The 11870-nt window shown below is 75.3% G+C and carries 11 protein-coding genes and 1 pseudogene; 9 read left to right on the top strand and 3 right to left on the bottom strand.

The window, feature by feature from the left end; translation table 11 throughout:
- Positions 1-49: 49 nt before the first annotated feature.
- The gene (locus ACFQZ6_RS30140) at positions 50-691 is read right to left on the bottom strand and encodes a hypothetical protein (protein WP_381615314.1); all 642 of its coding nucleotides are present in this window, start codon (positions 689-691) and stop codon (positions 50-52) included.
- 245 nt (positions 692-936) lie between these two features.
- Here ACFQZ6_RS30140 and ACFQZ6_RS30145 point away from each other — a divergent pair, with 245 nt between their 5' ends.
- Genes ACFQZ6_RS30145 through ACFQZ6_RS30160 form a run of 4 tightly spaced genes read left to right on the top strand, consistent with a single transcriptional unit; the run spans position 937 to position 5697 of the window.
- Complete coding sequence (locus ACFQZ6_RS30145; RefSeq protein WP_381615317.1) at positions 937-1821, top strand: alpha/beta hydrolase fold domain-containing protein; 885 nt, start codon at positions 937-939, stop codon at positions 1819-1821.
- Between the two features lie 34 nt (positions 1822-1855).
- Complete coding sequence (locus tag ACFQZ6_RS30150; protein ID WP_381615320.1) at positions 1856-2401, top strand: GNAT family N-acetyltransferase; 546 nt, start codon at positions 1856-1858, stop codon at positions 2399-2401.
- Positions 2394-3887 carry an ABC transporter substrate-binding protein gene (locus tag ACFQZ6_RS30155; protein WP_381615323.1) on the top strand — a complete coding sequence of 498 codons (1494 nt, stop codon included), beginning with the start codon at positions 2394-2396 and terminating at the stop codon, positions 3885-3887. Before ACFQZ6_RS30150 ends, ACFQZ6_RS30155 begins: the two co-directional genes overlap by 8 nt.
- A gap of 10 nt (positions 3888-3897) precedes the next feature.
- A complete protein-coding gene (locus tag ACFQZ6_RS30160) occupies positions 3898-5697 on the top strand; it encodes an ABC transporter permease subunit (protein WP_381615326.1) in 1800 nt (599 codons plus the stop codon).
- Here ACFQZ6_RS30160 and ACFQZ6_RS30165 read toward each other — a convergent pair.
- Positions 5642-6418: a CDP-alcohol phosphatidyltransferase family protein gene (locus tag ACFQZ6_RS30165; protein WP_381615329.1), complete on the bottom strand. Its 777-nt coding sequence runs from the start codon at positions 6416-6418 to the stop codon at positions 5642-5644. The two genes, ACFQZ6_RS30160 and ACFQZ6_RS30165, sit on opposite strands and share 56 nt — an antisense overlap.
- Before the next feature lie 107 nt (positions 6419-6525).
- Between ACFQZ6_RS30165 and ACFQZ6_RS30170 the strand changes: the two genes are divergently transcribed.
- From ACFQZ6_RS30170 to ACFQZ6_RS30190, 5 genes and pseudogenes are all read left to right on the top strand, one after another.
- Positions 6526-7512, top strand: a complete 987-nt coding sequence (locus tag ACFQZ6_RS30170) for a zinc-dependent alcohol dehydrogenase (RefSeq protein ID WP_381615332.1) — start codon at positions 6526-6528, stop codon at positions 7510-7512.
- Positions 7513-7591: 79 nt separating this feature from the next.
- Entirely contained in the window at positions 7592-7990 is a 399-nt protein-coding gene (locus ACFQZ6_RS30175) for a 6-pyruvoyl trahydropterin synthase family protein (RefSeq protein WP_381615334.1), read from the top strand.
- Complete coding sequence (locus ACFQZ6_RS30180; protein WP_381615337.1) at positions 7987-9165, top strand: glycosyltransferase family 4 protein; 1179 nt, start codon at positions 7987-7989, stop codon at positions 9163-9165. The genes ACFQZ6_RS30175 and ACFQZ6_RS30180 overlap by 4 nt, the downstream gene beginning before the upstream one ends.
- The gene (locus tag ACFQZ6_RS30185; protein WP_381615339.1) at positions 9162-10181 is read left to right on the top strand and encodes a trans-aconitate methyltransferase; all 1020 of its coding nucleotides are present in this window, start codon (positions 9162-9164) and stop codon (positions 10179-10181) included. The genes ACFQZ6_RS30180 and ACFQZ6_RS30185 overlap by 4 nt, the downstream gene beginning before the upstream one ends.
- Positions 10182-10273: 92 nt before the next feature.
- A pseudogene (locus tag ACFQZ6_RS30190) lies at positions 10274-10990 on the top strand (lysylphosphatidylglycerol synthase transmembrane domain-containing protein); the annotation flags it as partial.
- A gap of 110 nt (positions 10991-11100) precedes the next feature.
- Here ACFQZ6_RS30190 and ACFQZ6_RS30195 read toward each other — a convergent pair.
- Positions 11101-11835, bottom strand: coding sequence for a creatininase family protein (locus tag ACFQZ6_RS30195; protein WP_381615342.1), 735 nt, complete (start codon positions 11833-11835; stop codon positions 11101-11103).
- Positions 11836-11870 lie beyond the last annotated feature (35 nt).

Below are 11870 nucleotides of genomic sequence, written 5' to 3' on the forward strand. Positions count from 1 at the left end.
ACCAGGCGGGGCCCTCGACAGGCGTACGGCTGCTGAGGGCCCGCGCCCGTCAGTTGGCCAGTTCCCTGCGTTCCACGTACGCGACCTCCACCGACTCGATGTCGGTGACGTCGCGGCCGTCCTCGAAGGTGTCGTACTCGTTGAAGTTGCCCTCGTCGGCGTCGGTCTTCCCGGCGGCCAGGTGGGTGGAGCCGATGTAGGTCTGGCCGATGAAGTCGCCGTCCTCGTCGAAGGCGTTGACGACGACGGAGTAGTTGGCGAAGCCGCTGCCCTTGTTGGTGATCTCGTAGTCGAACTCGTAGGTGTCGTCGGAGCCCGAGTCGTAGGTGTCGCAGTCGTTGTAGGTGAAGGCGTCGGTGTCGTCGCACTCCTCGTCGTCGCCGCTGACGAGTTTGCCGCCCGAGACCTCGACGTGGTCCAGCGGTCCGCCGTCATCGGTCCCCTCGTTGGCCAGCGCCCACCACGCGGCGCCGCCACCGGCGAGGAGTAGGACGACCAGGACGGCGATCGTTATGAGCGCGCCCCTGCCGGTGCGGGGGGCGGCGGGGGGAGCGGGAACCGGCGCCGGGGAGTGCAGGGTCGCCGTCGGGTAGGCGTACGGCGGTGGTGCGGCGGGGTGCGGGGGCAGGGGGGTGCCGGGGGCGGTGGGGGTCGGGGTGGAGTCGTGTCTCTCGGGTGTGCCGTCGGTCATCGGGCGGGCTCCTTCGCGGGCGGTGCGTGGTCAGGTGCGGGCGTCAGTGGTGGTGTGGTGTCTGGTGGGTTCCCCTGAGTGGTTCTCCCTCAGACCCGACGCCGTTAGTCAGTCCGTGGTTTCAGGGCTGCGCAGCGTTATGTCAGGGTGTCTGACGTTCGTTCGGATGTCGTCCCTCCCACAGGAGTCGCCGCGATGACCATCGAGTACGCCACCCGCCGCCGTCCGACCTCACGGGGTGCCGCATGAGCGGTCCCCATGACGACCTGTTCGCCGTGATCGGCCTGCCGCATCCCGACCGCGCGCCCCTGCCGCCCGCCGCCCCGGGCGGTCCCGGGGTGCGGGTGCTGCGCGGGGTGCCCTACGCGGAGGTGCCCGGGTCCCGTCCGCTGGAGCTTGACCTGTGGCTCCCGGAGCGGGGCGAGGGAGACCCGCCGTCGGCGCTCATGCTCGCCGTCCACGGGGGTGCGTGGCGGTACGGGCGGCGAGGGGACATGGGGTACCGGATGCGGGACTGGCGGCCCGGTCCCTTCGCCCGGTTCGTGGCCGCCGGGTTCGTCGTCGCCGCCGTCGACTACCGGCTCAACGGCGAGGCCACCTTTCCCGCGCCCCTCGACGACCTCCGCGCCGCGCTGCGCTGGCTGGCGCTGCGCTCCGGCGAACTCGGTGTCGACACCGGGCGGACGGTGGTCTGGGGCGAGTCGGCCGGGGCGCACCTCGTCTCACTGCTCGCCCTGGGCGGGGACGTTCCCGTCACCGGGGCCATCGCCTGGTACGGGCCCAGCGACCTGACCCTCGCCGGGGACGATCCGACGACCCCCGAGGCGCTGCTGCTCGGCGGGGCACCCACCACCCGTCCCGACCTCGCGCGGCAGGCCAGCCCGCTCGCCCAGGTGCGTCCCGGGGCGCCGCCGTTCCTGCTCGTGCACGGCGAGGAGGACACGCTGGTCGACTGCGAGCACAGCCGCCGCTTCGCCGCGCGGCTGGCGGAGGTCGGGGCGCGGGTGGACCTGCGCACCGTGCCGGGGGCGGAGCACGTCTGGCACGGGCTGGGCGACGGGGAGGTGGAGGAGATCTTCGCGGGCTCGCTGGAATGGGCACGGGATCGGGTCCGGTGGGGAGGGGAGTGATCGACTCCGGTCACTTAATGCATATGATGCGCAAGTGCGTGATTACTGCATTAGGGCAGCCGAGCCCGACGACCTGGACGCCGCCCGTGCGGTGATGCTCGACACCGTCTACCGCGACTTCGGCACCGGATACGTGCCCCGCTGGCACGGCGACATCATCGACCCGGCCACCGCCTACCTCGCCCCGCCCCGGCACACCCTGCTGGTGGCGGTGGACCGGCGGGACGGGGGTGTCGTGGGGACGGCGGCGGTCGACGCGCGCGGGCCCCTGCATCCGCCGAACCCCCGGTGGGTCGCCGAGCGGTATCCCTCCGGGGCGACCGCGCAGGTGCGGCGGGTGTACGTCCGGCCCGAGCACCGTCGGCGGGGTGTCGCCCGGCGGATGGTGGAGGCGTTGCTCGACTTCGTGGCGGCGGACGGGCGTTACCAGGCCGTCTATCTGCACACCGACCCCGCCGTGCCCGGGGCCGAGGCGTTCTGGCGGTCCCTCGGGAAGGTCGTGCACGACGAGCGCGCGGACGGTCAAGGGCAGCGGGTCCTGCACGTCGAGATCCCCTTCGGGGGTGAGCGCCGTGCGTGAACGAGGCGCGCGGCTGACCGCCGTACTCCTGCTCATACCGGTCCTCGCCGGGTGCTTCGCCTCCGGCGGTGCGCAGGACGACCCGGCCGGGGGCGACGGCTTCCGGCTCCGGGTCGCCCTCGCCTTCCCGCCCGCCGAAGGGCTCTCCCCGTACGGCGCCGACGCCACCATCCTCAGCAGGCTCGGCGTCACCGAGGGGCTGACCGCCCTCGACGCCAACGGGGCCGCCATCCCCGCGCTTGCCGCGTCCTGGCGGCGGGAGGGGGAGCGGGAGTGGGTGTTCGACCTGCGGGACGCCACCTTCCAGGACGGCACCGACGTCACGCCCGCCGCCGTCGCCGCGTCCCTCAGGCACGCCGTCGAGGCCGAACCGGCCCCGGCCGCGCTGAGCGGCGTCAGCCTCACGGCGCGGGCGGAGGGGGACACGGGCGTGCGGATCTCCACCGAACAGCCCGACCCGATCCTGCCGTCGCGGCTCGCCAGCCCCAGCCTCGCCGTCCTCGCGCCCGGCGCCTACGGCGACAAGGGCCGCGTCGATCCCGTCCGCACCGGCACCGGACCCTTCGCCCTCACCCAGCTCTCCGGTTCCGCCTCCGCCACCCTCGACCGCCACGACGACTACTGGGGTGGCCGCGCCCAGGCGTCCGGCATCGACGTGCGCTTCATCGCCGACGGCACCGCCCGCACCGCCGCCCTGCGCACCGGCGAGACCGACATCGCCGAGGCGGTCCCCGTGGCGCAGGCCGCCTCCCTGGACGCGGACGTCCGCCGGGAGACCGCCACCGCCCGCACCACCAGCCTGCTGCTCAACTCGCGGACCGGTCCCTTCCGCAACCCCGCGCTACGGGCCGCCGCCCGCGCCGCCGTCGACACCTCCGCCCTCGCCGACGGGGTGTACGAGGGACACGCCGACCCCGGCGCCGGGATCTACGGACCCGCCGTCACCTGGGCCGAGGGCAAGCGGCGAACGCCCGACCAGCGGGTGCGTGGGGAGGGCGGGGACGGTACCGCCATCACCCTCGCCACCTACGACAACCGGCCCGAACTGCCCGAGGTCGCACAGGTGTTGAAGCAGCAGTTGGAGGAGGCCGGGTTCGACGTCACGCTGGAGGTGCGGGAGTACTCGCGGATCGAGAGCGACGCCCTCGCCGGGGAGTTCGACGCCTTCGTGCTGGCCCGGAACACCCTCGTCGACACCGGCGACCCCGTCGCCGTCCTCGCCTCCGACTTCACCTGCGACGGCGGCTACAACCTGGCCCTGCTGTGCGACGAGGGCGTGGACCGGGCCGTCGAGCGGGCCGAGGCCGTCGCGGACAGCGGGGAGCGGCAGGAGGCCGCCATGGTGGCCGAGGCCCGCATCCTCGCCACCGACACCGTCGTGCCGCTGGTCCACCAGCGGATCATCACCGGGGTCGGCGGCTCCGTCCGGGGGGTGCTGCTCGACCCGTACGAGCGGACCCTCGTCGGCGCCGGGACGCGGCGCTGACGGCTGCCTGATGAGGGGATCTGTCGGCGCGCTGCTGTGGCGGGGCGTGCTCGCCGCGCTGCTGGTGTGCTTCGTCGGAGTGCTGCCCTGGCTCGCGCACACCGATCCGGCGCTCACCGTACTGAAGGCGCGGGACATGGAGCGGGCGGCCACGCCCGAGGTGCTGGACGCGGTGCGGCGGCAACTGGGGCTGGGCGACGGGCCGTTGGCGCTGCTGGGGGAGTGGCTCGGCGGGCTGCCGCGCGGGGACGCCGGGCGGTCCTGGCTCTCCGGTGAGCCGGTGCTGCCAGTCGTCGGGCAGGCACTCGGGGTCTCCCTGCTGCTGACCGGGGTCGCGCTGGGCGTCGCCGTGGTCACCGCCGGGCTGGTGTGCGCGCGGACGCTGCGCCACGGCGCCCGGCGGCGGCTGAGCGGGCGGCGCGCGGGCGGCACCGGGACCGCCGTCCTCGCCGCGCTGCCCGAGTTCCTCACGGCGTCCGTGCTCGCCACCGTCGTAGGGGTGCACCTCGGCTGGCTGCCCGCGCTCGGCTGGTACGGGCCCCAGTGGACGGTGCTGCCTGCGCTCGCCCTCGGCCTGCCCGCCGGGGCCGTCCTCGGGCGGCTCCTCGACGACCTGCTGCCCGGCGCCTTCGCCGAACCGTGGGCCACGGCCGCCGCCGCGCGCGGGCTCGGCGGGTGGCGGATCGCCCGGATGGCGCTGCGCCGGTGCGTGCCCGCGCTGCTGCCGAACGCCGGGCTGTTCGTCGTCGGGCTCACGGGCGGGGCCGTCGCCGTCGAGCGGGTCTTCGACATACCGGGGCTCGGCCGCACCACCCTCCAGGCCGCCCTCGCCCAGGACCTGCCCGTCCTCCAGGCGGGCACCCTGGCGCTGCTCCTGCTCGGCGCGGCGGCCACCGCGCTCGCCCACCTCGCCGCCCGACTGCTCACCGGGCCCGCCCCGCGCGACGGCGCGGTGCCGCCCCTGCACCGGCGTCCACGGACGGCCCGCGGGAGCCTGCCGGTGGCGTACGGCGTCCTGCTGCTGGCCGTCGTCGCCCTCGGGCTGCCCCGCGACCCGCTCGCCCTCGACACCGCCGAGCGCCTCCGAGCGCCCTCCGTGTCCCATCCGTTCGGGACCGACGCCCTCGGGCGGGACGTCCTCGCGCGGGTCGCTCACGGGGCCCTCGACACCCTGCTGCCCGCCGTCGGCGTCAGTGCCGTCGCCCTGGCGTGCGGGGTGCTGCTCGGGCTGCTGCCCCGGGTCTCCGGGCCGCTCGTCGACACCGTCAACGCCGTGCCGCCGGTGCTGGGCGCGCTGCTCGTCACGGCGGTCGCGGGGCGCGGCGCCAGCACCCCCGCGCTCGCCGTCGCCGTCGTCGCGTGGGCGCCGTTGGCCGCCCACACCTCCGCCCTGCTGCGCCAGGAACGCGCCGCTCTGCACATCACCGCCACCCGCGCCTTCGGGGCGGGCCCGCTGTACCTGCTGCGGCGCGAACTGCTCCCGGCCGTCCTGCCGCCCGTCCTCCGGCACGCCCTGCTGCGCCTGCCCGGCGTCGCCCTCGCGCTCGCCTCGCTCACCTTCCTCGGCCTCGGCGCCCAGCCGCCGTCCCCCGAGTGGGGACTGCTGCTCGCCGAGAACCAGCCCTACGCCGAACGCGCCCCCTGGGCCGTCCTCGCCCCCGCCGCCGTCCTCGCCCTGCTCGGCGCGCTGGCCGTGTCGGCGGCCGGTGGACGGCGGACGGCGCGCCGCGCGTCCCGCGCGGTGCGGCCCGCCCTCACCCCGCCACCGGCTCCAGCACCCGCTCCCGTTGCGGCCCGACCTCCGTCGTGACCGTCCGCGACCGCCGCCACAGCCACACCACGTCCCGCCCGAACGACCACACCAGCGACCCCAGCGCCACCGCCACCACCCCGGTCGTCACCGGGCGCGGCAGCACGTCCGCGCCCGCGACCAGCAGCAGGACGCCCTGCAACGCGGCCACCGTCTTGCGCGCCGTACTCGGCGGCAGCGGCGCGTTCAGCCAGCGGCAGACGTACGACGCGGCGACGAACGCGTACCGCATACCGCCGATCAGCAGCACCCACGGGCCCACCGACACCGAGACGGCCACGTACACGCTCAGCACCAGGATCAGGAACGCGTCCACCTCCATGTCGAACCGCGCCCCCAGCGCGGACGACGTCCCCGTGCGCCGGGCCACCTTGCCGTCCACGCCGTCGAGGAGGAGCGCCACCGCCGTCAGGCCGACCAGCAGCGTCACCGGCGGCGGGCTGGCGAAGGAGTCCGCGACCAGGGCCGTCACCCCGCCGACCAGCGTGGCCCGGCCGAGGGTGACCCGGTTCGCCGGGCCGAAGGAGCGCAGCCGGGAGCGGTGCACGGCCAGCGACAGCACCGCCCAGCTACCGACGGCGAAGGCGAGGCCGGTCAGCCAGCCCGCCGGACCCATGCCGATCGCCGGGCCGAGCAGCGCGAGCAGCAGCACCTGCGCGCCCGCGCCGACCGCGGGTTCCTGGAGTACCGGGCTCGCTCCGTAGGGGTTGTTCAGGGCCACCGTGCGTCCTCCGGCCGTATGACAGAGTCGATCAACGCCGCGTACTGTGCGCGGCCTGTGCACACCTCGGTACGTGGACAAGTTCCCGATCGTTCAGGAGGATGCCGATGACTCGGCGCACCGCACGCGCGTTCTGGCTCGACTCACCGGGGCGGGCCGTCATCCGGGACGTCGACCTCCCCGAGCCCGCCGACGGCGAGGTCCTGGTGCGCGCCCGCTACTCCGGCGTCAGCCGCGGCACCGAGACGCTCGTCTTCCGCGGCGGCGTGCCGCGCAGCCAGTGGACCGCGATGCGCGCGCCGTTCCAGGAGGGCGGGTTCCCCGCCCCGGTGAAGTACGGCTACCTCAGCGTCGGCGAGGTCGAGGCCGGACCGGCGGACCTGCTCGGCCGTACCGTCTTCTGCCTCTACCCGCACCAGACGCGGTACGTCGTCCCCGCCGCCGCCGTCACCCCCGTACCGGACGCCGTGCCCGCCGAACGCGCCGTCCTCGCCGGGACCGTGGAGACCGCCGTCAACGCGCTGTGGGACGCCGCGCCCCTGGTCGGCGACCGGATCGCGGTCGTCGGCGGCGGCATGGTCGGCTGCTCGGTGGCCGCCCTGCTGGCCCGCTTCCCCGGCGTGCGCGTGCAGTTGGTCGACGCCGACCCCGCGCGGGCCGCGACCGCCGAGGCGCTCGGCGTCGACTTCGCGCTCCCCGCCGACGCGCGCGGCGACCGCGACCTCGTCGTGCACGCCAGCGCCACGGAGCGGGGCCTCGCCCGCTGTCTGGAACTCCTCGCCCCCGAGGGCACGGTGATCGAACTGAGCTGGTACGGCGACCGGAAGGTCAGCCTCCCGCTCGGTGAGGCGTTCCACTCCCGCCGCCTCAGCATCCGCGGCAGCCAGGTCGGCACCGTCTCCCCGGCCCGCCCGAACCGCACCTACGCCGACCGCCTCGCCCTCGCCCTCGACCTGCTCGCGGACCCGGCGCTGGACGCGCTCATCACCGGCGAGTGCGCCTTCGAGGAGCTGCCCGAGGTGATGCCGGGGCTCGCCTCGGGCGCCGTCCCGGCACTGTGCCACCGCGTGCGGTACGGCGACGACCGGCCCTGAGACGTACGACCCGCTGAACAAGGGAAGGACTCCGGCCGTACTACTCGGCGTCCACGCGCCCGCACCTGGAGGGTCTTCGTTGTTCAGTGTCACCGTCCGCGATCACATCATGATCGCCCACAGCTTCCGCGGCGAGGTGTTCGGACCCGCGCAGCGTCTGCACGGCGCGACGTTCCTGGTGGACGCCACCTTCCGGCGCGAGCAGCTCGACGACGACAACATCGTTGTCGACATCGGCCTGGCCACCCGCGAACTCGGCGCCGTGGTCAGCGAGTTGAACTACCGCAACCTCGACAACGAGCCCGACTTCGCCGGGATCAACACCTCCACGGAGTACCTGGCGAAGGTCATCGCGGACCGGCTCGCGGAGCGCGTCCACAAGGGCGCCCTCGGCGAGGGCGCCAAGGGGATCAAGGCGCTCTCCGTCACCCTGCACGAGTCGCACATCGCCTGGGCGAGTTACGAGCGTGCCCTGTGACCGACCTGAGCCTGGAGGGCGCCCCGCTCGCCTATCTGCCCACGCAGGCGACCCCGCGGAACGGTGACATCATCCCCATGTCCCTGCGCACCGTGCACTTCGTGATGCCGGGCGGCGTCGACGACCCGGCCGCCCCGAGCGGCGGCAACGCCTACGACCGCCGGGTCTGCCTCGACCTCCCCGGCTTCGGCTGGCAGGCGCGCGGACACCTGGTCGACGGCGCCTGGCCGAGCCCCGGTGCGTCTGCGCGTGAGGAACTCGCCCGCACCCTGCGGGAGTTGCCGGACGGGACCGTCGTCCTGCTGGACGGGCTGGTCGCCTGCGGCGTCCCCGAGACCGTCGTACCGGAGGCGGGGCGGCTGCGGCTCGCCGTCCTCGTCCACCTGCCCCTCGGTGCCGAGACCGGCCTCGCGCCCGCCCTCGCCGCCGAACTCGACGCCCGCGAACGCGCCGTGCTGCGCGCCGCGTCCGCCGTGATCGCCACCAGCGACTGGGCGGCCCGCCGCCTCGTCGCCCACCACGGCCTCGCCCCCGACCGCGTCCACGTCGCCGCCCCCGGCGCCGACATCGCGCCCCTCGCGCCCGGCACCGACGGAGTCTCCGGGCTGCTCTGCGTCGCCTCGGTCACCCCGCGCAAGGGCCAGCACCGCCTGGTCGAGGCCCTCGCCACGGTCACCGACCTGCCCTGGCACTGCACCCTCGTCGGCGGCCTCACCCAGGACCCCGGGTACGTCACCCAACTGCGCGCCCGCATCGAGGAGTACGGCCTCCAGGACCGCGTCCGGCTCACCGGACCCCGCGCCGGTGCCGCCCTCGACGCCTGCTACGCCGCCGCCGACCTGCTGGTCCTCGCCTCCTCCGCCGAGACCTACGGCATGGCGGTCACCGAGGCGCTCGCCCGTGGCATCCCGGTGCTGGCCACGGACGTCGGCGGCCTCCCCGAGGCGGTCGGCCGAGCCCCCGACGGCGGCGTGCCCGGCATCCTCGTACCGCCGGAGGACCCCGCCGCCCTCGCCGCCGAACTACGCGGCTGGTTCGGGGAGGCGGACGTCCGCCGCCGACTCAAGGCCGCCGCCCGGGGCCGCCGCGCCGCCCTGGACGGCTGGGCGACGACCGCCAAGAACCTCGCCGGGGTACTGACCCGGCTCCCGACCGAACCCCGGAGGGCGGCATGACGAAGCCGACGGCCACACGACAGGGCACCGCCCGCGTCCCCGCCCAGCCGGGGCCACGGGAGGCGGACGGGGCGCCGCCCGGTGAGCGGCCCACCCTGCGGCAGCGGGACACCGGAGCGGAGGCTGCTGACGCCTCTGACGCCTCTGACGCCTCTGACGCCGCTGGCGCCTCGGGTGCCTCGGGTGCGACGCGGTACGCGCCCGAGTGGCTGGAGCTGCGGGAGGGCGCGGACGCCGCCGCGCGGGCGCCGGAACTGCTCGATCCGCTGCGCATCCGGCTGGCGAACCTGCCGGGCCGCTCGGGCGGCCTCGTCATCCACGACCTGGGCTGCGGCACCGGGTCGATGGGACGCTGGCTGGCCCCCCGCCTCGACGGACCCCAGCACTGGGTCCTGCACGACCGCGACCCCTACCTCCTGCACTTCGCCGCCGTCTCCTCCGCCCGCTCCGCCGCCGACGGCAGCCGGGTCACCGTCGAGACGCGGCGCGGCGACATCGCCCGGCTGACCCCCGACGCGCTGACCGGCGCCTCCCTCGTGACCGCCTCCGCGCTGCTCGACGTCCTCACCCGCGCCGAGGTCGACACCCTCGCCGCCGCCTGCGCCGGAGCCGGGTGCCCGGCGCTGCTGACGCTGACGGTCGCCGGACGCGTCGACCTCAGCCCCGCCGACCCGCTGGACGCGGAGATCACCGAGGCGTTCAACGCCCACCAGCGGCGCACCGGCCTCCTCGGCCCGGACGCCGCCACCGTCGCCTGCGAGGTCTTCGCCGCGCACGGCGCCACGGTGCGGGTGCAGCCGAGCCCGTGGCGGCTCGGGCCCGACGACGCCGAACTCACCGCGCGGTGGCTGCGCGGGTGGGTCGGGGCGGCGGTGGAACAGCGGCCCGACCTCGCTCCCCGCGCCGATAAGTACCTCGCGGCCCGGCTGGCCGCCTGCGGCGCGGGGGAGTTGCGGGTCACCGTCCACCACAGCGACCTGCTGGCGCTGGCCCGTCCGACGGGCGGGACGTCATGAGCGCCGGGACCGCCCCGGTGCCCACCCCGCGCCGCGCCGCCCTGCGCACCCGCCTCGGCACGCTCGCCGGGGTCGCCATCCTCGCCGCGCTGATGTGGCGGCTCGGCACCGGCGCGCTGCTGGACGGGCTGCGCCGGATCGACGCGGGGGCGCTGCTGGCGGCGGTGGGGATCGGGTTCGTCACCACCGTGTCCAGCGCCTGGCGCTGGCAGTTGGTGGCACGCGGGCTGCGCATCCGGATGCCGCTCGGTCGGGCGGTCGCGGACTACTACCGCGCGCTGTTCCTGAACGCCGCGCTGCCCGGCGGTGTCGTCGGTGACGTGCACCGGGCCGTGCGGCACGGGCGCGGTGCCGGGGACCTCGGGCGGGGGGTGCGGTCGGTGGTGCTGGAGCGGGCGGCCGGGCAACTGGTGCTGGGGGTGGTGGGGGTCGCCGTACTGCTGACCCTGCCGTCGCCCGTGCTGTCGGCCGCCCGGCACGCCGTGCCGCCGGTCGCGGTCGCGGTGGTGGGTGCGGTGGCGGTGGGGTTCGCGTTGCGGGCGAACCGTTCCTGGGCCTTCCTCGGGGAGGCGCGGGAGGCGTTGCTGTCCCGGCGGAACGGGCCCGGGGTGGTGGGCTCGTCGGTCGTCGTCCTCGCCGGGCACGTCGCCACGTTCGTGCTGGCCGCGCGGGTCGCGGGGGTGCGGGCGTCCGTGGTGACGCTGCTGCCCCTGGCGGTGCTGGCGCTGCTCGCCATGAGCGTGCCGCTGAACGTCGGGGGGTGGGGGCCGCGGGAAGGGGCCACCGCCTGGGCGTTCGGGGCGGCGGGGCTGGGGGCCGGGAGCGGGCTGTCGGTGGCTGTGGTGTACGGGGTGCTGACGTTCGCGGCGAGCGTGCCGGGGGTGTTGATGTGCCGCCCGAGCGGCACGACTCCCCGGAGCTATCCCGCTGTCAGCGTCGCGAAACACGTCCCGAAGGAATCCGTCAGGCTCGCCAGCAATTCCTTCCCCTTTTCCGGGGTTCCGAGGGAAGGGCGGCCGATGACCCCCGAATCGGTATAGGCGGACATTCCGACGGTGAGGAGCTGGCGTCGGTCGTCGGCGACGAAATCGGCGTTCTCGTAGCCGGGGCGGACCAGTTCCGGATGAGTGTGCAGAAGGACGGAGGTCTCGATTTCCCCCGCGTGCATGTCGGTGAGCAGCGAGGTCGACACCCCGGCCCGCTCCCGCGCCGCCTCCCAGTCCTCCGCGGCCGGGAACAGCGCCATCCGCTCACCGCGCGCGGAGGACTCCTGAACGACGTTGCCCAGGACGTAGTTCCCGCCGTGCCCGTTGACCAGCACCAGGGCGTCGACGCCCGAGCGGCGGAGCGACGCCGCTATGTCCCCGATCACCGCGTGGAGGGTCACGGAGGAGATGCTGACGGTTCCCGGCCAGGCCGCGTGCTCGTGCGAGCAGGAGATCGTCACCGGCGGCAGGAGGTGCACCGGGTACGCGGCGGCGATCTCCCCGGCGATGGCGCAGGCGACCAGCGTGTCGGTGGTCAACGGCAGGTACGGGCCGTGCTGTTCGAAGCTCCCCACGGGGAGGACGGCGACCTGCCGGGCCACGGACGCGCCCCGCGCCCGGACGTCCCGGGTGGTGTCCGTCGGCAGCGGACCTCGGAATTCACGCATCTTTTCCCGGCCTTTCAACACTGGATGAGGAACAC

The sequence above is a fragment of the Streptomyces flavalbus genome, from assembly GCF_042674625.1.
Lineage (GTDB): Bacteria > Actinomycetota > Actinomycetes > Streptomycetales > Streptomycetaceae > Streptomyces > Streptomyces flavalbus.